24 protein-coding genes and 1 tRNA gene are annotated in these 23,878 nt (G+C 58.7%); 18 read left to right on the top strand and 7 right to left on the bottom strand.

The genetic code is table 11. The features are described 5' to 3' along the window. The first annotated feature begins 62 nt into the window (after positions 1-62). The 3 genes from ADB08_RS10110 to ADB08_RS10120 all read left to right on the top strand — a co-directional run bounded on the left by ADB08_RS10110 (position 63) and on the right by ADB08_RS10120 (position 2,373). Complete coding sequence (locus ADB08_RS10110) at positions 63-845, top strand: MBL fold metallo-hydrolase (protein ID WP_049172869.1); 783 nt, start codon at positions 63-65, stop codon at positions 843-845. Positions 846-913: 68 nt separating this feature from the next. Further along, positions 914-1,675, top strand: coding sequence for a ribonuclease PH (gene rph / locus ADB08_RS10115; RefSeq protein ID WP_016422266.1), 762 nt, complete (start codon positions 914-916; stop codon positions 1,673-1,675). Continuing rightward, a complete protein-coding gene (locus ADB08_RS10120) occupies positions 1,672-2,373 on the top strand; it encodes a non-canonical purine NTP pyrophosphatase (protein WP_049172870.1) in 702 nt (233 codons plus the stop codon). Before rph ends, ADB08_RS10120 begins: the two co-directional genes overlap by 4 nt. 34 nt (positions 2,374-2,407) lie before the next feature. Here the strand turns inward: ADB08_RS10120 and ADB08_RS10125 are convergent, their stop codons facing one another. Then, entirely contained in the window at positions 2,408-2,761 is a 354-nt protein-coding gene (locus ADB08_RS10125) for a DUF3817 domain-containing protein (RefSeq protein WP_005511118.1), read from the bottom strand. A 33-nt stretch (positions 2,762-2,794) separates the two neighbouring features. Beyond that, positions 2,795-3,190 (bottom strand): hypothetical protein, encoded by a 396-nt coding sequence (locus ADB08_RS10130; RefSeq protein WP_049172873.1) that lies wholly within the window; start codon positions 3,188-3,190, stop codon positions 2,795-2,797. Positions 3,191-3,413: 223 nt separating this feature from the next. Here ADB08_RS10130 and ADB08_RS10135 point away from each other — a divergent pair. The 5 genes from ADB08_RS10135 to ADB08_RS10155 all read left to right on the top strand — a co-directional run bounded on the left by ADB08_RS10135 (position 3,414) and on the right by ADB08_RS10155 (position 14,342). Continuing rightward, positions 3,414-3,495 (top strand) — tRNA-Leu (locus ADB08_RS10135). Positions 3,496-3,657: 162 nt separating this feature from the next. Continuing rightward, positions 3,658-4,071, top strand: coding sequence for a hypothetical protein (locus ADB08_RS10140; RefSeq protein WP_224783804.1), 414 nt, complete (start codon positions 3,658-3,660; stop codon positions 4,069-4,071). A 182-nt stretch (positions 4,072-4,253) separates the two neighbouring features. Continuing rightward, positions 4,254-4,451: a hypothetical protein gene (locus ADB08_RS10145; protein ID WP_016422270.1), complete on the top strand. Its 198-nt coding sequence runs from the start codon at positions 4,254-4,256 to the stop codon at positions 4,449-4,451. Positions 4,452-4,803: 352 nt separating this feature from the next. Beyond that, positions 4,804-13,941, top strand: coding sequence for a type I polyketide synthase (locus tag ADB08_RS10150; protein WP_224783803.1), 9,138 nt, complete (start codon positions 4,804-4,806; stop codon positions 13,939-13,941). Then, positions 13,938-14,342 (top strand): holo-ACP synthase, encoded by a 405-nt coding sequence (locus tag ADB08_RS10155; RefSeq protein ID WP_016422272.1) that lies wholly within the window; start codon positions 13,938-13,940, stop codon positions 14,340-14,342. The genes ADB08_RS10150 and ADB08_RS10155 overlap by 4 nt, the downstream gene beginning before the upstream one ends. Before the next feature lie 12 nt (positions 14,343-14,354). Here ADB08_RS10155 and ADB08_RS10160 read toward each other — a convergent pair whose 3' ends face one another. From ADB08_RS10160 to bcp, 3 genes are all read right to left on the bottom strand, one after another. Continuing rightward, on the bottom strand, positions 14,355-16,115 hold the full coding sequence (locus ADB08_RS10160; RefSeq protein WP_080971516.1) for a neocarzinostatin apoprotein domain-containing protein: 1,761 nt from the start codon (positions 16,113-16,115) through the stop codon (positions 14,355-14,357). Positions 16,116-16,275: 160 nt separating this feature from the next. Beyond that, entirely contained in the window at positions 16,276-16,935 is a 660-nt protein-coding gene (locus ADB08_RS10165) for a TetR/AcrR family transcriptional regulator (RefSeq protein WP_049172878.1), read from the bottom strand. Between the two features lie 75 nt (positions 16,936-17,010). Then, entirely contained in the window at positions 17,011-17,538 is a 528-nt protein-coding gene (gene bcp, locus ADB08_RS10170; RefSeq protein ID WP_049172881.1) for a thioredoxin-dependent thiol peroxidase, read from the bottom strand. Between the two features lie 150 nt (positions 17,539-17,688). On the opposite strand from bcp, the gene ADB08_RS10175 reads away from it, so the two are divergent. Further along, positions 17,689-17,970, top strand: a complete 282-nt coding sequence (locus tag ADB08_RS10175) for a DUF3618 domain-containing protein (RefSeq protein WP_038628049.1) — start codon at positions 17,689-17,691, stop codon at positions 17,968-17,970. 580 nt (positions 17,971-18,550) lie between these two features. Here ADB08_RS10175 and ADB08_RS10180 read toward each other — a convergent pair. Further along, positions 18,551-19,726, bottom strand: coding sequence for a tyrosine-type recombinase/integrase (locus tag ADB08_RS10180; RefSeq protein ID WP_049172883.1), 1,176 nt, complete (start codon positions 19,724-19,726; stop codon positions 18,551-18,553). Next, complete coding sequence (locus ADB08_RS11540) at positions 19,713-20,318, bottom strand: helix-turn-helix domain-containing protein (protein WP_141752980.1); 606 nt, start codon at positions 20,316-20,318, stop codon at positions 19,713-19,715. Before ADB08_RS11540 ends, ADB08_RS10180 begins: the two co-directional genes overlap by 14 nt. Positions 20,319-20,461: 143 nt before the next feature. Between ADB08_RS11540 and ADB08_RS10190 the strand changes: the two genes are divergently transcribed. From ADB08_RS10190 to ADB08_RS10220, 9 genes are all read left to right on the top strand, one after another. Beyond that, on the top strand, positions 20,462-20,671 hold the full coding sequence (locus ADB08_RS10190) for a helix-turn-helix transcriptional regulator (protein ID WP_049172885.1): 210 nt from the start codon (positions 20,462-20,464) through the stop codon (positions 20,669-20,671). After that, positions 20,668-20,835, top strand: coding sequence for a hypothetical protein (locus ADB08_RS11610; RefSeq protein WP_161798521.1), 168 nt, complete (start codon positions 20,668-20,670; stop codon positions 20,833-20,835). Before ADB08_RS10190 ends, ADB08_RS11610 begins: the two co-directional genes overlap by 4 nt. Positions 20,836-20,962: 127 nt before the next feature. Continuing rightward, the gene (locus tag ADB08_RS11615; protein ID WP_161798522.1) at positions 20,963-21,121 is read left to right on the top strand and encodes a hypothetical protein; all 159 of its coding nucleotides are present in this window, start codon (positions 20,963-20,965) and stop codon (positions 21,119-21,121) included. Beyond that, positions 21,118-21,366, top strand: coding sequence for a hypothetical protein (locus tag ADB08_RS10195; RefSeq protein ID WP_049172887.1), 249 nt, complete (start codon positions 21,118-21,120; stop codon positions 21,364-21,366). The genes ADB08_RS11615 and ADB08_RS10195 overlap by 4 nt, the downstream gene beginning before the upstream one ends. After that, positions 21,353-21,577, top strand: coding sequence for a hypothetical protein (locus ADB08_RS10200; RefSeq protein ID WP_152682219.1), 225 nt, complete (start codon positions 21,353-21,355; stop codon positions 21,575-21,577). The genes ADB08_RS10195 and ADB08_RS10200 overlap by 14 nt, the downstream gene beginning before the upstream one ends. A gap of 4 nt (positions 21,578-21,581) precedes the next feature. Next, positions 21,582-21,830, top strand: coding sequence for a hypothetical protein (locus tag ADB08_RS10205; protein WP_049172891.1), 249 nt, complete (start codon positions 21,582-21,584; stop codon positions 21,828-21,830). Further along, positions 21,827-22,108, top strand: a complete 282-nt coding sequence (locus tag ADB08_RS10210; RefSeq protein WP_049172892.1) for a hypothetical protein — start codon at positions 21,827-21,829, stop codon at positions 22,106-22,108. Before ADB08_RS10205 ends, ADB08_RS10210 begins: the two co-directional genes overlap by 4 nt. A gap of 12 nt (positions 22,109-22,120) precedes the next feature. Further along, positions 22,121-22,594 carry a hypothetical protein gene (locus tag ADB08_RS10215; RefSeq protein ID WP_049172894.1) on the top strand — a complete coding sequence of 158 codons (474 nt, stop codon included), beginning with the start codon at positions 22,121-22,123 and terminating at the stop codon, positions 22,592-22,594. Positions 22,595-22,656: 62 nt separating this feature from the next. Then, positions 22,657-23,745 carry an AAA family ATPase gene (locus ADB08_RS10220; RefSeq protein ID WP_049172896.1) on the top strand — a complete coding sequence of 363 codons (1,089 nt, stop codon included), beginning with the start codon at positions 22,657-22,659 and terminating at the stop codon, positions 23,743-23,745. Positions 23,746-23,878: the final 133 nt, after the last annotated feature.

A 23,878-nucleotide genomic window follows, 5' to 3' on the forward strand; every position in this document is an offset into this window, starting at 1 on the left:
AAATCCAGACACTCCATTGGTTTTTTGCTCGTTTTTGATCAATTACATGGCAAGCTTGAAGTATGCGATTGAAGGTTCTGGGATGTACAGGCAGCATGGGTGGCCCATCGGCGCCAGCATCTGGCTACCTCATTGAGCTGGATAACGGTCGAACCTTTGTCATTGATTTGGGTCCCGGTGTCCTCGCCGAATTGCAGAAGATCTCTGATCCTGCAGCTTGTGATTTGTTACTAACTCATGTGCACCCAGACCACACTGCAGACATTCCAGGGCTGCTCGTCTGGCGTCGCTTCCACCCGACAGCCCCGGCGAGTTCCCGGAATCTCCTGGTTGGCCCCGGAGACATTCACGACCGGATAGGCACCATGTGCAAAGCACTGGGAAGTGAAGAAGATGCCAACCTGGAAGACACTTTTGACCAGGTTGTGAGTAACCCAGGTGAGCCACTGTTAGTCGGTGGGGGCGAAGCGGACGGAGGCGCCGTCGTCACGCCGTATAACATGGTCCACCCGGTGCCAGCTGTTGGATATCGCATTGAAGCAGATGGTCTGACCATTGCGTACACCGGAGATACTGCGTGGACCGATGAACTGGTGGAGCTGGCGCGGGATGCGGATATCTTCATTTGTGAAGCCACATGGTGCAGCAACGAAGAGGGCACCCCACCGGATATGCACCTGACGGGCTACGAGGCCGGAAAGGCAGCGACGCTGGCGGGGGTTAAGAAGTTGGTGCTGACTCACATTCCGCCATACGCCGACGGTGAAGAAGCACTACGTGCTGCGAAGAGTACCTTTGTCGGTGACGTTGAATTGGCCTACCTGGGCATGGAGCTAGGCGGCTAGTCTCAGCGACTATCGGGTTTCCGTACAGCTGTCGCACCGCTTTCGCGCCGGGCGGTAGGGTAGTTGGCATGACTACAGCTAATTCCGATTTTCGCCGTGCCGATGGACGCGCGGTTGATGAAATGCGCAAGGTGACCATCACTCGTGGCTTCACCGACAATCCGGCCGGTTCTGTGCTGGTTACTTTCGGTAATACGCGTGTAATGTGCACCGCTTCCGTCGAACAGTCGGTGCCACGATTCAAGCGTGACTCCGGCGAGGGCTGGTTGACCGCTGAGTACTCCATGCTGCCGGCCTCTACCCACGAGCGCATGCCCCGCGAGTCAATGCGCGGCAAGGTCAAGGGTCGCACTCACGAGATTTCCCGTCTGATCGGTCGCTCCTTGCGAGCTGCTATCGACTTGAAGGAACTCGGTGAGAACACCATCAACATCGACTGTGATGTTCTGCAGGCGGATGGTGGTACTCGAACCGCTTCCATCACCGGTGCGTACGTCGCGCTGGCTGATGCCCTGACCTACCTGCATGCAGTGGGCGCTGTTCCGGGCACCCCGCTGAAGGCACCAGTCGCAGCTGTTTCGGTTGGCATTATTGACGGCCGTGTCTGTCTAGATCTGCCTTACGAGGAGGACTCCCGCGCTGAGGTCGACCTCAACGTGGTGATGACCGCAGAGGGCAAGTTCGTCGAAATCCAGGGCACTGGCGAGGAAGGCACCTTCGACCGCGATCAGCTGAATGACATGCTCGACTCGGCGGAAAAGGGCCTGCGTGAGCTCGTTGCCCTGCAGCAGGAAGTTCTGCGTGCGCCGTACCCGGGTGAGCTGCCGTGAAGCTCCTCGTCGCTACCCGAAATTCTAAAAAACTAGTCGAGCTCGACCGCATCCTGCGTGCGGCGGGTATTGATTCGGTGGAACTTCTTTCGCTTAGCGACGTCCCGGAGTACCCAGAGCGCCCCGAAACCGGTCGCACTTTTGCGGACAACGCCTACATCAAGGCTTTCGATGGTGCGAAACACACCGGCTACGCGTGTTTGGCAGACGATTCGGGGCTCAGCGTCGATGAGCTAAACGGCATGCCGGGTGTGCTCTCGGCGCGCTGGTCGGGCACTCACGGCGACGATGTCGCTAACTACGAGCTGCTGCTCGCCCAGATGGGGGACTGCCCAGATGAGCGTCGTACGGCGTCCTTCCGTACCGCCTGCGCGTTGGTCGTCCCCGGTGCCAAGGAGGTGCCGTCCGCGCTTGCCGACGGCGGTTTCCCAGCGGTCCTCGATGAAGCCGGTAATCTGCTGCTGGTTGTAGAGGGCCGCTGGCCTGGCGCCATTCTGCGCGAGCCTGTTGGGGACAATGGGTTCGGCTACGATCCGGTGTTCGCGCCCGCAGTTGGGGAGGGCAACGAAGCTGAGGGGGCCTTGTCTGCGGCACAAATGAGCGCCGAAGACAAGGACGCTTTTAGCCACAGGGGGCGTGCACTGCGTGCCTTGACTCCGGCGCTGAAAATTCTGGCTGAGGTTGAGGCTAAGGGGTAGCCCTGGGGCGAGCCCTCGGGCTGCCGAGAGCCCGCTACTTCAGCTGGAAAGCGGTCTCGACTTCCTCACGGCGCTTCTTCTCGACAAAGAAGGAGAGGAACGGGACCACGCCACCGAGCGCGGTGATGATCCACTTTGCTGGTTCCCAGCGGGCTTTGGTGCCCAGGTTTACGGTGGCAATGAGGAATGCCATGTAGCCGAAGCCGTGAATCTGGGCGGTGTAGAAGAACCACCGCGGCGCGTCGGCGGAGTTGTCGAGGATGAGGTACTTGTAAATCATCTCGGCACACAGCAAGAGCAGCATCACACCCGTGAAATAGGCGGTGACGGAGAAGTACGTCAGTGCCTTCCTTACGCGCTCTTGACGATCTGGATTGATGTTGGTCACTAAAAGTCCTTTTCTCGAATAAGCAGTTATCGCCTAGGCGTTGGTGCCAGAATCCGTCGATTGTGTCTCATCCACACGCTGCACCTTTCGCGAGCCATCCGGGTTGGTCGGCAGGAATTCGTCTGGAATTTCCGTCATGACATCGTCTTTAGCCTCAAATGCGGCCTCGCTATTGCCGCTCAGGCGTTCGCGTTCGTACTCCATGTACTTGCGGTAGGCCCAAATAAAGAACAGGCCGAAAGCTGGCCACTGCAGTGCGTAGCCCAGGTTTTGGAATGAGCTGGTTGTGTTCCACCTGCTGAGCTGCCAGTAGGCGAGTACAAGAGTGGCGCCGACTGCAAGAGCCAAGAAGATTAGTTGCACCACGCGGGTACGAGTGGGAATCTTCGCTGGCTTGTCAGTGGTATTGGGATGCTGTGAAGTGGACACATAACCACCATAGCTAGTCCGTGACCTGCCAAGCTAGCGCGCTCGCTGGATAAGGCAGGGGATGGGACATTAGGAATTCAGCTAGGACATTAGGAAATCTGCGGCAAACCCGTTAAAGTGTGTACAGTCCAAATGAGCTGTGAAAGTTCGTTGCGCCTGTAGGTGGCTTATCAGTAGTCCATGCTTACGGGGACTGTACGTAACTGTCACGGATTCGCGACGGGCGCCTGTGGCGGAATTGGCAGACGCGCTGGATTTAGGTTCCAGTGCCTTAGGGCGTGGGAGTTCAAGTCTCCCCAGGCGCACACATAAATACCCCGTGACTATGCAGGTCACGGGGTATCTTCGTTCTCCACCCCGTCAGATTTTCCGCCCTCATTAGGCCGCGTGCCCAAAATCTGGCCCATTTCCCGCCCGAAGCTATTCCAAGGTCGCTAATCTCCCGTGCACGGTGTAGAACCATGACTATGAAAATTGTTGTCTGCGTCGTTTATCCCCGCTACCCAGATAACACTGAACCTCTCGGCGGGTTCGTCGAGTCTGAAGAAACCGCCCTCGCGATTGACAACTGGTGGCGCGCACAACCCGGCGACATGATTGGCACCTGGGAAGACTTCGAAGTCGAGGTTGAAAGCCGCGACCAGCTCCTCTACGGAGTGTTTAGTGGTACCCCCACTCTTGAAATCACCGATAGCAATTTCTGGGACCCCATCTGTCACGGGGTGTACACCGACCGCAAGGTGGCTGAACACGCGGCAAAACCCAAGACAATGTGGGAGGCCAACAACTGCCCGCCAAAGTTCGTGCTCCCCTTCCGTCTGGGCTGGAAATTTGACCGGTATTTCCCCGATGGAAAACCCTGGCCGCCAGACCAGTTGTAGACCTGCGACAGTCCTGCCTCTTTTAGCGGGAACGCAAGACGGGGCAGTCGCACAGCGCGCGTGAGTGCCATTCTGGGAAACCTTTGTTCGCTCATTCCACTGCGTAGGGCAATCGAATCTGTCGATACAATGACGCTGATCGAATCGTATCTTGAATCGTAAGGTGGAAGCAGGGAGGCAACATGAGCATCTCGATGCATCTGGATGAGTACATGGCGCGTCGTGGCATAGTTCCCGACGACACTGTGGTCAACGATGATCCCTGCGCAATCTTCGACGGCAAGGTCGAGCGCGATGGTAAGTCGCAGCAGGATCTTGAAGAGTCAGAGCGGCGCTTAGAAGAAGCGGAGTCCACAATTCTGGATATGCTAGGCGATTAATCGAGGAAAGATTGAGCGTTCTCGGCGCCCATTGACACGCATTCCGGGTGTGATGTTCATCACCGATTGGGCATAAATTGGCTCGGTCTTCCGCGTTTTATTTTCCACCGCCGGCGCTGCCAGGGTGGTGAAGCGCAAGCAACTTTTCGACAGGGGAACACTGTTTCCTACCTGCGAAGTTCTTGCGCTTTCGAAGCGTTGTACTCGCTGATTTCGCAGCCGTGTTCAGCCTCTCGTTTTGGGGCTGCAAATTATCTTCGCGTTGATGGCGCCGCGAAACTGCGCGAGAAAAACATGATGGATTCCTCATGATTTATGGCATAGTGTCCTGGCAAGGATTTGGAAACAAAAGATGTTTTCATTTCGTACTCCACAAGACAAGGACCTCAGCCACGTGAAATACGAAAAACTCGCCACTTTGCAGACCAACGTCGTAACTGCTCCAGACCTGGGCACTTTTGCAGTCACTTTCGCCGGTCAATCGCAACCATGGCTGGACACTCTCTCCAGCGTCATGGCCAGTGGCAACTCAAAGAAACTACGGGAAGTTTTCACTCGCGCTGAGGAACTGCTCACACCGCTTGACGACGATCTCATCGGCCAGCTTCCCGCAGGTTTCGACCCCTTTGGCTGGGCAATCTCACTCGTTACAGACGAGCCATTTACCGGAGATACAACCAACCCTGCGGTCAGCGTCCCGGGCATCGTCTTGGCACAGTTGGGCATTGTCGAGTTGCTGGAAAAGCAGGGAATTAATATCACCGAAGCGGTAGCGGTAACCGGTCATTCGCAAGGTGTTCTTGCCGCTGAGATTGTCGCTCGCCCAGAGAAGGCAGCAGAGCTTCTGGCGCTAGCTCGCCTCATCGGTGTGGCGTGTGCGCGCGGAAGCCGAGTAGCCGGATTTGGGCACGCGCCGATGATGAGTATCTCTGGCCTGACGGTCGAGGAGTTGGAGCCTTTCCTCCCCCAGGGCTGTGTCATCGGTCTGAAGAATACGCAGACTACCAGCGTAGTTATCGGCAAGCAGGATGAACTAGACCAGCTGGCAGAGCAGCTCACAACGCAGCAGCCGAAGGGTCGGAAAGTCGAATGTACAGTTCTGCCAGTTAGTGGCGCATTCCATCACCCAGCGCTGGTACCTGCTGTGGCATGGGTAGTGGAGCGAGCTGAGCGCATTGGGCTAGATGCGGAAACGGCGGACCGGCTTGCGCGTGCAATCTTGGTTGACCCCAGTGACTGGAGCGCCGAGGTACGGGGGCTCATCGACCAAGGAGCAACCACCATTTTGGATCTGGGGCCGAACACAGGCGTCGTCAAGCTGACAGAACGCAACGCTGAAGGCTATGGCGTGGCGGTGATTCCTGCGGCGACAGCTGCGGGGAGGGGCGTCCTGTCTGAGAGCGACATTGAGCACCCGACATCGTGGCTGGAGTTTGCGCCGCGTCTGGTCACTGGAGACAAGCCCCGTGTCGAGACGAAGTTCACCAAGTTGACCGGGCGCTCGCCAATTCTGCTCGGCGGTATGACCCCGACAACCGTTGACCCTGAAATTGTGGCGGCTGCTGCGAATGCGGGGTTCTGGGCGGAGCTGGCCGGTGGCGGCCAAGTCACGCCGGAAATCTTCGAGGCTAATGTGGCGCGACTCTCCGATCTGCTCGAGGAGGGCCGCAGTGCACAGTTCAACACCATGTTTTTGGATCCGTACCTGTGGGGTTTGCACATTGGAAGCCGCCGTTTGCTCCCGCGCGCAGTGGCAGCGGGGCGACCGATTGATGGCGTCACCATCTCCGCGGGAATCCCCGAGGTGGACGAGGCAGTTGAGCTAGTAAAGCAGCTGCGTGAGGGCGGGATTCCGCATATCTCCTTCAAACCGGGCACAATCGCTCAAATCGAGTCGGTGCTCGAAATTGCAGACACCTTGGCGCAGCAGGGCACGCCGTATCCAATCATCATGCAGGTTGAAGGTGGGCGTGCCGGTGGCCACCACTCCTGGGAAGATCTCGATGACCTGCTAATTAACACCTACGCAAAGATCCGCAAGCGAGATGTGGTGCTTGCTGTTGGCGGCGGTATCGGCAAGCCAGAGCAGGCCCGTGATTATCTGATGGGCACGTGGTCGACACGGTGCGGATTGGCGCCGATGCCGGTAGATGCTGTCATCATCGGCACAGCTGCGATGGCAGCAAAGGAGTCGACCGCCTCCGAGTCCGTGAAACAAATGTTGGTCGACACCGTCGGCACTGACAACTGGATTCCCGCTGGTAGCGCCATGGATGGCATGGCGTCGGGGCGCAGCCAGTTGGGTGCTGATATCCACGAAATTGATAACGCCGCAGCACGCGCAGGCAGATTGCTTGACGAAGTCGCAGGTGACCTCACTAAGGTGACTGAACGACGCGCAGAGATCATCGAGGCGATTAACGCCACCGCGAAGCCGTACTTCGGAGATGTCAGCACCATGACGTATGCCGAGGTGCTGAACCGCTATCTCGAACTGTGTGCGCCCGAAGGGACGTTCCTCGATCCAACGTGGTCGACGCGCTTCGTCGCACTCGTCGACCGCGTAGAGGCACGACTGAATGCAGTCGACGCGGGCACGTTTGACGCGCTTGCCGACGGCGACAGCTTGCACACCCAGCCGCAGAACGAAATCTCGCGACTGTCCGGCCTGCTGGATCTGGATACCCAGCTCCACCCAGCAGATGTCACCTTCTTTATCTCTGAGCTCTGCCGCACACCTGGCAAACCTGTGCCATTCGTTCCGGTTATCGATGATGAGGTTCGTCGCTGGTGGCGATCGGACTCCCTATGGCAGGCGCATGACTCTCGCTACGATGCGGATCAAGTCTGCATCATCCCAGGGCCGCAGGCTGTTTCGGGCATTACCCGCGCGAATGAGCCAGTAGCGGAAATTCTGGGTCGGTTTGAAAAAGCTACTGCACAGGCATTGACGGATACCGGCTACCTGCCGGAGGCACCTGTTGACGCCCTCAGCCGGATGCTCGCAGCACCTGTGATTTGGTGGGCTGGTCGACAGCAGCCGAATCCGGCGCTGGCACTTGGCGCGGAACATGAGTGGGTATGTGTATCTGACGCAAGTGATGTCTCTCGTTCACAACGCCTGGAGCACCCAGGTACTGGTGCCATTTTGGAGACCATTGGAGCTGATGGCAGCAATGATGAGGGCGGGGAGGAGCTCGTCTGGGCACAGCTGACCGTTCCGCTGCCCGATGCTGCGGGGGAGAATACGCAACTGCGAATTCGCCTGTGCCAGAGTGCAGCGGTGGGCGCAGTGCCCGTCGTCAAGCATGAGGATGCGGCAGCCGCGATGCGGGAGCTGACGCGAATCGCGGCTGGCGGTGAGCTTGCAAACATCGTCGATGGGGTCGCGGAGTGGGAATCCGTGTGGGATCCGATGGCGATGGCTGACTACGATGCGGTCACTATTGCAGCTGCCGGCGATGAGTCACAGGCGACGGTGCCGGACGCGTTGGTCGGGCATGCTTGGCCAGCGATTTTTGCGGCAGTCGCGCAGGCGCGTACTGAGACCGGCATTGATGTTGTTGAGGGCATGCTCGCGCTTGTTCACCTTGAGCATCACATTCGTATGATTGGAGCTCTGCCGCAGGAAACCACAACGTTGCGGATTAGTGCGCGTGTCGACGAGGCCGTTGATACGGACTTAGGGCGACTAGTTGTGGTGCGCGCGGAGGTTCGTGATGGCGATACGCTGCTCGCCACCTTGAGTGAACGCTTTGCCATTCGTGGCCGAAACGGCGGCGAGACAGCGCGGACCAATACTGTGCCATTTCCAACGGTCACGGATACGCCACGGAGTTTCCGCGGTGCCTTGACCGTGGAAGCGCCTAAGGCGATGGAGCCATTTAGCTGTGTCACGGGCGATCGCAATCCTATCCACGTCGATTCCCGGGCAGCAGCGCTAGCTGGTCTACCAGGGGTTATTGTCCATGGAATGTGGCTGTCGGCGATGGCCGAGCATGCGGCTGTTGCCACGTCGGATGCCGGCATTGGCAATCGGGTGATTGAGTTCACTGCGACTATGCTGAGTCCGGTTCTACCTGGTCAGGAAGTGAAATTCTCTGTCGAACGCCGTGGTTTTGATGACCGTCCAGGCGCCGGTGAAGTCCGTGAAGTCACGGCCACAGTAGAGGGCGAGCTGGTACTGACTGCCACTGCTGTAATTGCCGCACCGACGACTGCATATGTCTTCCCTGGCCAGGGGATTCAATCACAGGGGATGGGGCTGTCTGCCCGGACTCGCAGCGTAGCGGCCCGCCGCGTGTGGGACCAGGCGGATGCGATGACCCGAGAGAAGCTTGGCTTTTCCGTACTGGCTATTGTTCGGGACAACCCGGTAGAGGTGGTTGTGGATGGTGTGCGCTATTTCCACCCAGAAGGTGTCCTGAATCTGACTCAGTTCACCCAGGTTGCGATGGCGACGTTGGGGCTGGCGCAGGTTGCGGAGCTCCGTGAAGCAGGGCTGCTGGATGAAACAGCTCACTTTGCGGGACACTCTGTCGGTGAGTACAACGCGCTGGCGGCTTTCGCTGGTGCGCTTGACGCAGATGCCGTGTTGGAGGTTGTCTACCGCCGCGGTTTGACCATGCATGAACTGGTCGAACGTGATGAGCAGGGGAGGTCCAACTATGGTTTGTGCGCCCTGCGTCCGGACAAGATCGGCGTACGCGAGGACGAGGTCACTGAGTTTGTTAATCGGTTGTCGCAGGAAACCGGTGAGTTCCTCGAAGTCGTAAATCTCAACCTGGCAGGCAAGCAGTACGCCGTCGCCGGCACCGTCGCGGGCCTTGCGGCACTGGCTGAACAGTGCGAGCGCCGCAGCTCGGACGGCAAGGGATACGTGCGTATCCCAGGTATTGATGTGCCATTCCACTCCAGTGTCCTACGCGACGGTGTGGATTCCTTCCGTAAACACCTGGAGCGGCTGCTGCCAGCGGAAATCGCTCCAGAACGCCTGGTGGGACGCTATATCCCGAATCTCACCGCGACCTCTTTTGAGCTGACCGAGAAGTTCGTCCGCCAGATGGCTGCAGTCGTCGACTCAGACATTCTGGAAAACATCCTTGCCGACTTTGATACTGCTGCTGAAAACCCGGCGCGCCTGGCCCGCATGTTGCTGGTCGAGTTGCTGGCCTGGCAATTCTGCTCACCGGTGAGGTGGGTCGAAACTCAGGATCTGTTGCTTGAGGATCTCGGTGTCAGCCGCATTATTGAAGTCGGTGTAGGTACAGCGCCCACACTGGCAAACCTGGCTGCCCGTACCTGCCAGTTGCCCCGCCACCGAAGCCGTGACATTCGAGTGCTCAATCTCGAGCGTGATGCTGATGCAGCGTTTATGCGCGACCAAATTCAGCCGGAAAAGACTGAGCCCGAGTCGGAGGTGACACCAGAGCAGGACGCGGCGCAGACCCTATCTGGAGCAGCAGGAGCATCGGGAGAAGCAGGATCAGCGGCGCCGGCGGTATCCGCAGACCAATCCGCGGCGACCGAACAGGCAACCACGATCACGAGTGCTGCCACTCCGGCTGCCGAAGTTGCTGATATCGCAGTCAGCCCGGCAGAAGCGCTGGAAGTTCTTATTTGCCAATGGACGAAGGTGCGCCCCGACCAGCTCGGCGCCGCCGACTCCATTGAGACTCTGGTCGATGGAGTCTCATCTCGACGCAATCAACTGCTGCTCGATCTCGGAGTGGAATTCGACCTCGGTTCAATCGAAGGGGCCGCAGATGCGGAACTGGCTGATCTAAAGGACAAGATTGATAGCTTGGCCAGTGGGTATTCGGCATTCGGTCCGATTCTCTCCGAAGCCATTGCCGACGGTATTCGCCGGATTACCGGTCCTGCCGGTGCAGGCGCGAATTACATCGATGACTATGTGGTCGATGAATGGCAGCTCGGCAAGGGGTGGGCAACCGCAGTTAGCGCCGAGATGATGCTCGGTACTCGCGAGGGCGCATCCCTGCGCGGCGGTGATCTTGCGCATCTGGCACCGGCCGCCCCAACCAGTACTGCTGAACTCAACCAGCTGATCGATGAAGCAATCCTCGCGGTCGCCTCGCAGCGAGGTGTATCTGTCGCTAAGCCGTCGGCAAGCGACAGTAGTGCTGGGATGGTCGACTCGGCTGCACTCACTGAGTTTGCAGATAAACTGACTGGTCAACGAGGAATTCTTGCCACCGCTGCACGCACGATTCTGGAGCAACTCGGCCACGAGATTACCGGTGCCATTGACTTCGATGCCGAAGACGCCGACAGCAACCTGGTAAATCTCGTCACTGCTGAACTCGGTGCGGACTGGCCGAAGCTGGTCACCCCGACGTTTACGCCCACCAAGGCAGTGCTGCTCGACGACCGCTGGGCCACCTCCCGCGATGACCTAGCACGCCTCTGGGCAGCCGCTGATGAAGACGTGGCTGACACCGCGCCGGGCAGTATCCACGAAACCGCAGTCGAGCAGGCACAGTGGTGGGCTGCCAAGGCAGACGCGGCAGGGCGAACACAGTTGGCGAGTATCTACCGACAGCTGGCGGATGAGTCCATCACGAATGTGGACGAACTATCGATGAATGCCGACATCGCAGTTGTTACCGGTGCATCGCCAAATTCGATTGGCTCCGCTGTGACTGCACAGTTGCTGTCTCAGGGAGCAACCGTTGTTGTCACTACCTCACGCCTGGGACATGAGCGCCTGAGCTTCTACAAGCAGCTCTACCGCATGCATGCGCAGGGCGAGGCGAAGCTGTGGGTGGTACCGGCGAACCTGTCCAGCTTCCAGGACCTGGATTCCCTTATCGACTGGATCGGAACCGAGCAGACTACGACGATTGGTGCGGAAGTGGTTGTGACCAAGCCTGCACTGTCACCGACGTTGCTATTCCCGTTCGCGGCGCCTACGGTTTCGGGTTCGCTTGCCGACGCCGGTCCTGCGTCCGAGACCCAAATGCGTCTGCTTCTGTGGTCGGTGGAACGACTCATCGCAGGGATGTCAGCACTTGGCGGGGACAATAATCTGGACCATCGTTTGCATGTGGTGCTGCCGGGTTCACCGAACCGTGGTCGCTTCGGCGGTGATGGTGCCTATGGTGAAGCCAAGGCCGCACTCGATGCAGTGGTGGCGCGCTGGAATGTGGAGGACGCTTGGCGCACCCGCACCACTCTGGCTCATGCACAGATTGGTTGGGTTCGAGGCACCAACCTGATGGGTGGAAACGACCCATTGGTTGCTGCAGTGGAAGCAAAGGGAGTACGCACCTTCTCCACCGAAGAAATGGCAGCTGAACTCATTGAGCTCGCGAGCTCGGAGGCTCGGAAGAAGGCACAAACCCGCCCGATTCAGGCCGATCTCACCGGCGGATTGGGTGACGTCGACCTCAACATTGCGCAAATGGCGCAGGAGGCTGCACAGGCGGCTGCCCCAGCAGCTCAAAACTCTGAGATCTCTAGCGGGGCGAGCTCGCAGGAGCCGTCGTCAAGCCGTGTTTTGAGCGGCCTGCCAAGCCCTCGCCGACCAATTGCGCAGACAACACCGACCTTTGGTGACATCGCAGCGGCTCTGGAGGACATGGTGGTCATCGTGGGCGCCGGTGAGCTTGGGCCGTACGGTTCTTCCCGGACGCGCTTTGAGGCTGAAGTCGATGATATTTCTGCAGCAGGAATTGTGGAATTAGCCTGGTCAATGGGGTTGATTTCCTATGAGGGTGGCTGGCGCGACGCCGACGGGCAACCGTTGGCAGAAAGCGACATTGCTTCGCGTTACCGCGATGAAGTGCTGGCGCGAGTTGGTGTGCGTCGTTACGCCGATGATGGCGATTTGGTTGATAATACGATGACTGAGCTGACCACGGTCTACCTGGATCGTGCGTTGAGCTTTGCTGTGCGTGACCGCGCGGCAGCGGAGACTTTTGTCAGTTCCAACCCGGACAACACCACTGCGAGCTTCGATGCCGAGACAGGGCAGTGGCTTGTGACACGAGCCGCTGGCACACCAGTGCAGGTTCCGCGCCGAATGGCGATGAGCCGCTATGTTGGCGGTCAAATTCCGCAGGGCTTTGACCCGGCACGATACGGTATTCCGGCAGACATGATGGACAATCTGGACCGCGTGAGCTTGTGGAACATTGTCTGTACTGTCGATGCCTTCTTGTCATCGGGCTTCAGCCCAGCGCAACTGCTGGAAGCGGTCAACCCGGCGCGAGTGTCGTCGACCCAGGGCACAGGTATTGGTGCGATGGAGTCGCTGCGCAGTCTCTACATCGACGGCCTGCTGGGGCAACCGCGAGCCAATGACGTCCTGCAGGAGGCATTGCCAAATGTTATTGCCGCCCACGTTATGCAGTCTTATGTCGGTGGCTACGGGCAGATGATTCACCCTGTCGCAGCCTGTGCGACGGCAGCGGTGTCGGTGGAGGAGGGCGTCGACAAGATTGCCCTGGGTAAGGCAGATTTCGTTGTCGCAGGTGGCTTCGATGACCTATCCACAGAGGGAATTACAGGTTTCGGCGACATGGCCGCCACAGCTGACTCCGCCACCATGGAAGACAAAGGCATCGACCATGAGTACTTCTCCAGGCCGAACGATCGTCGACGCGGAGGCTTTGTGGAATCGCAAGGCGGTGGCACGGTGCTGTTGGCTCGCGGAGACATCGCTCGTGACATGGGGCTCCCCGTGCTCGGTGTCGTCGCATACGCCCAGTCCTTCGCCGACGGCGCGCACACGTCCATTCCGGCGCCGGGTTTGGGTGCGCTAGCGGCCGCTCAGGGCGGCGAGAAGTCTCGATTGGCTCGCGCACTTGCAGTACTCGATGTCACTGCGGATCAGGTCGCGGTGTTGTCCAAGCACGACACCTCGACCAATGCCAACGACCCAAATGAGTCCGAACTGCATGAACGCATTGCAGATGAACTCGGTCGCGAGCGCTCTAACCCGCTGTTGGTGGTCTCTCAGAAATCGCTGACGGGACACGCTAAGGGTGGTGCTGCAGCGTTCCAGATCATTGGTCTGACCCAGGTATTGCGCAGCGGCATTGTGCCAGGTAATCGATCGCTGGACTGCGTCGATCCCGCATTGGCTGCGCATTCGCGTCTGGTATGGCCAACGAAGGCAGTCAATTTCGGCAATACGTTGCCGCTGAAGGCTGGCTTTGTTACCTCGCTCGGGTTCGGACATGTCTCGGCACTGGTGGCAGTCGTCCATCCGGAAGCTTTCTACCAAGCGATAGTGCAGCACGATGGCGCTGAGGCTGCGGAGCGTTGGCGGTCCGCGGCGCACAACCGCGAAGCGGCTGGTCTGCGTCGCATTGATGAGGCTATTTACGGTGGGGAAGCTCTCTACGAGCGTCCACGCGAGCGAAACCTGGCGGACGGTGGTCGGTTCGGTTCACCCGCTGCATTGGAAAAGGCAGTTCTGCTTTCCGACGGCGCCCGTCTGATCGATGGTGTCCTCCAGCCATGATTGGCGTAGACCTCGTCTATATTCCGGGCTTCGAAGAGCAGCTGAATATGCCAGGAAGTCAGTTCGCGCAGGCTGTTTTCACACCTGCGGAGCTACTGGTAGCTAGGCGCCGCGGAGCAGTCGGCGGCGCTCTGGCGCGTCACTTAGCGGGCCGCTGGGCTGCGAAGGAAGCCTTCATCAAGGCCTGGTCGCAGACTCTCTTCGGCAGCCAACCGCCGATTGCGCGCGATCAGCTGGACTGGCGGGAAATAGAGGTGCAGCCGGATGCCTACGGTCGCGTGAGCATCAGTCTCCACGGGGCTGTGAGCCGCCATTTCCACGATCAGGAGTGGCAGCTGGGGCCGTCGTTAAGCATCTCGCACGACGGCGACTACGCAATCGCCGTCGTACGCTTGGACTAGCCCGGCGCCGTGCTAATCGACGGACTTCTGACGGCGACCGACCAAGATGCCGGCACCGAAGATTAGCGCGCCCAGGATTGCGCCGGTTCCGGCGACTGCGGCGGTTTGGAGCGGGGAGTTGGTCGCGGCCTGCTGAGTCTGCACATCAACTTCGTCGAGGCCATTGCCGGAAGCGTTGGACTTTGCGGAAGCCTTGCCAGATGCCTTGGATGAGCCGCTGGCCTTGGACTCTCCGGTCTTGGAGGCACCGGTCTTCACAGCTTCTTCGCGTTCCTTGGCGGAGCCGCCGACGCTGAGGTCCGTGGCCGTGTCCTGGCTGCGGTCGGAGGAACCGTGAGCAGCAAAGGTGTAGAGTGCGCAGTCATTTTCGACGCAGTTGGCGGCCGATGTGACGGCCTCGACATTGAGCGTTGTGGAGAAGCTGCCGTCGGAGGACATCTGGGAGGTGCGGACAAACTCAGCGGCGGAGAAAGCATCAGCGTTGGTGGTGGAGAACTTGTTCTTCTCAGCCACTGCGACGTAGATGCCGTTGCCACTGGTCTTGAATCCGGTGCCGGAGACGGTAATTGGGGTGCTGCCCGATGGATTCAGTTCCGTGGTGGACAGGCTTACCGACGGGGTGCCGGTCGAGGAGCTGCTGCCGTTGGAGCTGCTGGAGCCGCTGGAGGCGCTGGTGCTACTCGTTCCACTAGACCCTGTGCTGCCACTGGTGCCGGAGCTTGCGCTGCCTGCGGACTGTGAGGAGCCACCGCCGGAGGGCAGGGTAGCGTCCTGCTTGGCAGCTCCGCCGGCAAACGATACCGCGGTCGCCGTGTCCTGGCTGCGGTCAGAAGAACCGTGAGCAGCAATGGTGTAGACCGAGCAAGCGTTCTGCATGCAGTCTGCCGTGCCGAACTTCGCGCTGACCGGAAGATCCACGCTGAAGCTGCCGTCGGACTTCAGGTTGCCGCGAGAGGTAGACACAAACTTGGTATCCGGGCCGAAGGAATCGGCGTTGGTCACATCCATCTGGTCATTTTGCGCGATACCGACGTAGATGCCCGGTCCAGAGGTCTTGAAACCCTTGCCTTCGACTCGAATGGTGTCGCCGCTCGGGTTCAAGTCTGAGGTCTTGGACAGGCTCACCGATGCGTTACCCCGTGACTGCGACGGTGACTGCGAGCCCGACTGTGACTGGGAGCCCGAACCAGCGCTCTGGCCACCGCTCGGCGCCGCGCCGGTGGAACCCTGCGATTGAGCAGCCTGGGAAGTAGCACCCGCCTTGAAGGTGATGGGGACCCACTGGTCATTGCTGCGGTCAGAAAGATTAGGGAACGCAGTAAAGGAGGCTACGTAGCACTGGGTAGAGGTGCAGTCGACATCGCCAAAGCTGGTCGCGACCTTCATCTCCTGCGTAAAACTTCCGTCCGCGCCAACCGTGACCTTGGCCGCTTCGCCGTAGGTCGAAGGGTAGCCCGACTTTGGCTTCTCGATTGTCTGGGCCAGGTAAATATTTGCGTTAGCGGGGTAGCCGACTCCCTTGATGGTCACGGTGGCGCCGTCGGACAGATCGGTGGCAGGGGTCACGGAGAGCTGGCGCTCAGACTGATCGGTGCTGCCGCCGAGAAGGTCGCCGATGCCGGGGAGCGAACCGCCGAGCTGTCCAATCGATGGCAGTGACTGTGCCGATGCGGGGACTGCGGGTAAAAATCCCGTACTCACTACGATTGCCGAAGCTAAAACAATAGAGCGGGGAAGCAGGCTCCGTCGGAAAGCGCCCTGCGTCGTGGACATGTGAACCTCTGATTCTGTTTGGGAGTTCCGGCGCAGGCGCGGCGAAAAACAGGGAACCCCACCGCGCTGACCAGAGTAAAGCGTAAACTAAGGCAAGCCTACCCTCCGCGTATTGATAAGGGCAATAAATGCCCCTGCCGAGGTGGGCGAGGGGTGCTCTCTAGTCTGCGGCCTCCGCGACGCTCATGAGATAAGAGATTGTCATGCGTTTGATTTCCTGCACCGTCAGCTCGTAATGAGCTTCCCGCTCAGCATCGCTTCCCGGATGGTCCACCGCATAATTCAGCAGGGCGTACGTGGCGTTAATCATGAGGTCGGAGATGAAGTTCAGTTCCGCATCGCTTGACGACGGCACCAGCGGGCGCAGCACCTTTGAAATCTCGGTGACCAGGCGTGACTTCGTATCTTCTGCGGTTGCGCGTGTGGCGGGCGTTGATTGAACAGCCAGCCATACGGCTCTTCTGGAAACGTCCTCGCGCCAGAGTTTTGCCAGGTGATCGATGAACTCCGAGAGAAACTCCGGCCATTTCAAGGTGGGGACTGTTTCGCCGAAGCGTGAGACTTCCTCGATGACGGCCTCGGTGTCCTGACGGTCGAGCTCGCAGATCATCACATACTTGTTTGCGAAGAATTGGTAGAGCGTGCCAATGGGGATATCTGCGATGCGAGCGACTTCGTCGAAAGTGAAAGACTCAAACCCGTGCTCGATGAGCACTGTGCGTGCCGAGCTGAGCATGCGTGCGTACCGCTCTCGGCTGCGTTGCTGAGCCGGAGTGCGACGGGGACGAAGAATATTCGGTGCGTCCTGGGATTGAGTCACTACTACGAAACCGTCTAATCGGGATGATGTGGGAGGAGAGTTTGGGGCCAGGGTCAAAGTAGGCCTTGCGGCTAGTTAGCTTTCGGAAGCCTGTGATTCCACGCCCAAGTCACGCAGTACGCGCTGGACGTGCCCCTTGGCGCGAACGTTGTACCAGGCCTTTTCAATTTCTCCTTCGGCATTAACCAGGAAAGTCGAGCGGATGACGCCCTGGACAATCTTGCCGTAGTTCTTCTTCTCGCCGAAAGCGCCGAATGCGGTCATGGTTTCCTTGTCCGGATCGGACAGAAGGGTGAAGTTTAAGCCGTGGTCCTCGCGGAACTTTGCGAGTTTCGCCGGCTTGTCCGGAGAAATACCTACGACAGGAATGCCGGCATCGTTCAGGGCAGCGGATTCATCGCGGAAGTCGCATGCCTCAGTGGTGCAACCTGGGGTGTTGGCCCGCGGGTAGAAGTAAATCAGCACGGGCTTGCCCGCGTAGTCCGACAGAGAAACCTGCTCTTCGGCGTCGTTGAGAAGAGTAAACGCTGGGGCAGGGTCGCCAGCTTCCAGACGGATGTTGTTCTGGCCGTATTCTTTGTCGCTGGAGGAAGAAGTAGTCATGGCTTCATCGTATCGACTCTGGAGCGGTGCGTGTCGACTCTGAAGCAATGCGTTGAGTTTTTCCCCGTGCTCGCCCACGTTGCTGTAGTGGAAGTGTTAGTCTTTTAGGCGAACAATCACTTTAGATATTCAACTTTTTAGGGAGTTTACGTGGCTCGCAGCATTGAAGATATCCAGCGCGATATTGAGCGTAACCGTAACCAGCTCGCCCGTACTCTGGATGAGCTAACCGTGCGAACGAATCCGAAGAACGTTGCGGATGACGCAAAGACCCGTGTTTTCGATGCTCTGAATGAGCCGAAGGTGCAGGCAGCACTGGGCGTCGTTGCCGCACTTGTTGTTGGTGGCATCGCAATGGGCATTCGTCGCAACCGCAATCGCAGCAAGGAAATTGACCGCATTCGCGAGATGATTGAGACTGCTGCTAAATAGTTTTTCGGTAATTAGCGCACGCGCTTCGGGTGGTTGCCTGGGGTCGTGCGCTTTTGCGTATCTAACCCTTGTTTGAGTCAGGCGTGGGGTGCGAGCGAGGGTTGCAAGTTGGCGCCTACGCTTGTTATGCAACAAAAAGACCGGGAGGGTATTTCTACCTTCCCGGTCTGTATTGTGCGCCATCAGGGACTCGAACCCCGAACCCGCTGACATTAAGCCATTGTGACAGTCAGACGATTTCCCCGCATGTGGTGGAAACTACTACAGCCACGTTCACTATCTTTCAGTTTCAGTGTCATGGTGTGACATGGCAAAAAGGGAACAAAAAGGGAACGTGTTAAAGAGTCAACGCCGCCGACTCACGGGAGGGGAGAGGGCTAACGCACTCGCTAGCGCTCGTTTGTTCTGCCGCGCAAAAGCTAACGCTTTTGCTTGCCTAACATTCTCACCTTTGGTTAAAGATGAGTTTTAAAGATAAGCCTCTGACCTGTGAAGATACAGAAGAAGTTGAAGATGAGGGTATATAGAGACAGTCCGCATCTTCGCAGGTCACGGGGACGCGCCGAACAGGGCGCGGGGTTTAGCTTTTCGGGCGATAATCACCGAGCGCGCCGGAAACATCGGGCGCTACCGCCGCCCGCTGGACGTAGTGCGATTCAGTGATAGCCGTCGTGGTGTGCCCGGCGACGTCACGGGCTGCAACCATGCCGTAAACGTCCGCAACCGCCGTGAGAGCGGTCGAACGGAGCAAGTAAGGGTGAAAGGCAATCCCCGTGTGCTTCAAGGCGTCTCGCAGCGACCGGCGGACGTTGGCTAGATCCATCAGGCCGCCGCGACTGCTCGGAAAGACTAGACCGGGTGGCGTCGTAAGTTTCCCGCTGTCTTCGCCCCACGGGCTTAGCCGTTGGAGCTCGAGCGCTGTCATTGACCAATCCGGCAGGGTGACCGCGCGGAAACCCCGCGCCGTCTTTGTCGCTTCCTGTAAAAACAGGTGACTTTTTCCATCTTCGCCGCTATGTCGCGTCACTGTTGACCGGAGCGTAATTTGCCGCGTCGGAATATCGACGTCTTCCCAGCGGAGCCCCAAAATCTCATTGGGGCGCGCACCGGAGCCAATGAGCACATCGAGAAAGTGCAGCAGGTACGGAGCGCGGCCACCGGCCACGGGGGTGGCACTCTGCCAAGCGCGGATAGCCGCGCGCACGGTTTCCATATCCGCCGGGGTGATGGCCGCCGCTGTCGGACGTGGCCGGGGGACGGGTGTTGTTCCCTCAACGGGGTTGGACGTCACAATTCCGATGCGCAGGCCGTGCGTATACGCGCCACGCAGCAGGACGCGCGCCGCGCGCCGCCTAGAGGGTTGCTTAATGGCCTGTAGGTGGTGCTCGAAAATTGGGGTCGTTCCCTCACGCGCCAAGAGCGACCCCATAGCCGGGTACACGTCTTTTTCCGCGTGATAGTCGTATATGTCGGCTGTTTGTGGCCGCCACTTATGGGCGCGTCCCCACTCAAGATAAGTCTCTACGAGTTCTTTCACCGTGCAATTGGATTGGGAGCCGACGCCAACGCGGGCAACCTGTTCGACGGCTCGCAAGGCGTCACGTTTCGCCGCTGTCTTCGTCGTGGCCACGCGCTGCACGCGCTTAGTCTCGCCGCTGGCCGCGCGATAGAGCACGCGGGCGCGCCAACGGCCATTAGGTATTTGGTGAAGCTGTACGCCGCCCCATTCACCGGGAGCTAATCTAATCCGCGCCATTATCACGCCTAAATTCATCGGGAAGATGTTCAACCAATGGCGATTGTGAGACATCTAAGCCAATTGGAATACCTAAGAGTGCCGCCACGCGCAGAACCTCGCCCCCCGTGACCTGGAGGGACTTAAGCGAGTCCTTGTAAAGCAGTGCGCCAACCTCAGCGCCGTATTTTTCTTTCAATGTTTCCAGTGGCTGACTGCCCCTAGCTTCAGTGAGATAGGAAATTAGCGCGTTGTAAACGTTTCTGTATCTGTCGTCTGAGGTGTAGCCCTCCACCATTCCAACGAACCGTAGTGCTCCATATCCAGAAGCGTCGTGCTCGCCTGGCAAGTAAGTGACTGTCTCACCAGCGGGGTTAGGGAAAAGCAGATACAGGGGTGGCATGTCTAACGCGCGGGCTAAGACCAGGAGATCAGCGACCGATACGCGCGGGCGTCGATTCTCGTTTGAATAATCGGCAATTGCTGACCGGGAAATTTTGTGACCGAGCTCAGCAGTCTTATCGCTCAATGCTTGCGCGCTTAGTCCTAGTTCTTGACGCCGCGCATCGACCGCCCGGCCAATTTGCACCGTTAGTTCACGTTCCCAGTCCATAGGGGTAAGCATACAGGCGATAAATCTAGCGTAACTGAACGCAATCCACGCAGTTATTGCGTTGCTGTTCAAATTAGACTACTGTCGTTCATGTACGCAGAGAAAGTGTGAACTTGCGTACAGCAACCGAATAGGAGTCTTTTATGTCGAAGTCGGAGCCCCCAGCCGCGACGCTCACGGTTCCCCAAGCGGCTGCCGCGCTCGGAATCAGCACCCGAACCGCCTACTACCTCATAGCCGAAGACAAGTTTCCCGTCCCTGTCATTCGTCTAGGGCGCTCTATCCGCGTTCCCCGCGCCGCTCTGAACAACCTCGCAGAGACCGGAACCGCAACAAATGAGGGCGAACTATGAGCCGGCCGGCAATGACCGCGCGGCTCGCCGGCGGCATACAGATTGAAGTCGACGCCGACGGAACGACACGGCTCAACGGCCACCGCGTCAACACCAAGGATCCCGAGACAGTGATAAATCTGCTTGCCCTCGTAGCGCGCCTAATGGCCGTAGCCAACGACTGAAAAACAAACCCCCAGAAACAGCGAAACCCGCCGCCCCTTTAACTGCTAATGCCTTTGGACTGGAAACCAGCAGAGAAAAAGGGGCGAACGGGAGCCGTCTACGCAATCCACGAAAAGAGGAACTGCAATGAACACCATACCAGCACCCCGCATTCATCGGTCTACCTGCGGATACGTCCCCACCGCTAAGGCACACGAGGAACTGGAACAGCTCGAACTATTCGCCGTCGACCTGTTGGACAACCTCGACACCGCCGCTTTGATTGGAAAGGAAACCCAGGCATGAACTTCACTGAATACGACTTCGCCGACAAGCTGAAAATCCGCGACGAACTAGCCCGTGACCTAGCCGACATCATTTGCGTTGCCGCCGCCGCTGATAGTGCTGTGTTCACCCGCCCAATCCCGGCGGTTATTGCCTACCGGATTGACGCCTACCAGCGCGCCGACGCTCACATCAAGGCATGGCAGGCAGAAGTAAACGCCGTAACACCCGAAACCGTAGAGCAGGTAACCCGTGACGCTAAGTAACCGTGATTACAGCCCATTGATTGAGTCCCTTAGTGTCGCGCTTGTCGAAGCCCGCGAAACGGCTGATTTGCTGGCCGCTGAACTGTCCGACGCCGCCGAAAACCGCGATACACAGAACATCGTTGAAATCGCTGCGGAGTGGCTACAAATCACCGAGATAGCCGCCGATATGGCAACCAACCGCGCAGCCCTAGCCGAAAGCGAAAGGTGAAACCATGTCCCGATTAATTGACCACCGCGTTAGTCGCACAGCGCTGCTAGAAATGCAGGGCTTCGCTCTGAATGTTATTTGCCCCGATATTCCTATCCTCGAAGAAGTCGAAAAGGGCGAATGCATAACGATGGAACACGTATCGATGATGACCCAAGCGCTCAAAGACATCACTGGTAAAGATTTACGCCTGGACGTTTCCACGTTGCTAGAGGTGATTTTCTTTCCGCTAAGGGACGAAAAACGCCAATGACCGAGCCGACACCTACAAACGTGTACCAAGCCGTGTACGACGGACTAGCCCAAGTCGCATTTCTGCACTGCTTCCCATCGATGCCGCTTCCCGCGCCGGACGTGATTGCAGACCTGACCGTCCACGATATTCACCGCGCGTGCCATGAATTCGCCGCCAAAACAGGAGGGCAAACCGCCGATGTTCTCCAAGCTGTCTTACGCGCCGCGCTCGTGGCCACCGAAACGCAACCAATGTTTACCGTCCTTGACGGCCACAGCGTCCCCGATATTGTCTAGAAAGGCCAACCCATGACCACACCACACCGGCCAACCGCCACCGCCCTCTATGACGGGCTTACGAACGAAACTGCCGCCTACGCGCGCGGAATCGCCGCCGGGCTGATCCTCGCATCGTCCACGCCGAACACTGAAAACTACTTTGTGGCGCTGGTGACGAACTTCGAAAACGTCGCTATCGGTGCGTACCTCACCGACACCACTAAAGCGGTCGACGCCGCCGCCCCGAACCTCGCCACGATGCCCGCCGGGAAAAAGATTGTCATTGGTTCCACGACACGGCACGCCATGATTTCCGCGTGGGCAGAGCTCAACGCCGCGAATCAATGGAGCCCCCGCGATTTCCTGATAGGCACCGACGTCACCAACGACACAGGTCTTGTAATCAGCATCTGCCATGAATCGGAATACACCCCAGCGTCTAGAGGTGAGTTCATTTCGGGAATGTACGAAGCCCTACGCCTTGTAGCAGCAAAGTCACAGTGACGAAAAAGAGCCGGGCGCTCGCACAGAAACGCCCGGCTCATTCCCACCCGAAAAGGCAAATCATGGAAACTCCGCCCCCACAGAATAGCAGCACCCGCGAACTCACACCCCGACGAGCAAGCGACGTTAAACCCGCGCGCCTGTCCTGGCTTATCCCGTCATGGCTACCCGCCAACGCGCTAACCCTCATCGCAGGCCGTGAGGGCATCGGAAAAAGCACTATCGCCGCCGACTTCGCCGCCCAAGCGACCAAAGGCCAACTAGGAGCACCCACCCGCGTGCTCTACGTCGCTATCGAAGATTCCCGCGCACTGGTCACCGTCCCCCGGCTCATTGCCGCCGGAGCAGACCTCAACCGCGTTGACTTCCTCGACGTCACCAGCCACGGCCAACCCGGCGCGCTCGACCTACCCCGCGATATGCAGCGCCTAGCCGCACTAGTCGAAGCCGGAGACTACGGCATGATCGTCATCGACCCGATTACCGCCGTTTTGTCGCCGCGTCTTAACCCCAATCACGCCGGAGACGTCCGCCAACTACTCGACCCGCTGGCAGCGCTAGCCGAACGCCACCGGCTGGCAATCCTGGCCGTGACTCATTTCGGAAAGACCGCTACCGCCGACACTGGCCGCGCCGTCCTCGGTTCCGCCGCATGGTCACAAGTACCCCGCAGCGTCCTAGCGGTCGCCGCCGACGAAACCAACGGCGACATTCTTGTGACCAACACGAAAACCAACCTTGCCGCCCGCACAATCACCCGCCCGGCGCGGATTGTGGACACTCTGGTGCCTATCCCCGGCGCGGCTGCTACCCGTGTGGGTGCTGTGTCGTGGGGTGAGGTTACCGATCGGGACGCGCGTGACGTTCTCGAAGCTGACCAGAACGGAGACACCCGCGCCACGCGCCGGGGTGTCGATACGTGGCTAAGGGAGTACTTGGCTGACGGGGCGCGCTGGTCGACGGACATTAAGGCCGACGCTTCCGGCGCGGGGTGGAGTATGCCCCAAGTTCGGGACGCTAAAACCCGCCTTGGAGTCCAAGCCCGTAAACAGGGCTCAGGTGGGTGGGCATGGCACCTACCGGGCACAGACCCCACGCCGCCGACCACAAACGCCGCAGCTAAGCCAACGGGCATGATAACTAGCGCATAAATGCCCGTGGCCACGCTTGCGCATAATCCATCAACCAGCACAAACAACAAATTTAATGTTGTTTAGAAAGGCAAAAAGTAGTGACATGGAAGAGCAGCCAGAACCAATTAACGCAATGCTGTTAACAGACCCG

Source organism: Corynebacterium sp. 239_CJEI (genome assembly GCF_001055995.1).
Classification (GTDB): domain Bacteria; phylum Actinomycetota; class Actinomycetes; order Mycobacteriales; family Mycobacteriaceae; genus Corynebacterium; species Corynebacterium jeikeium_D.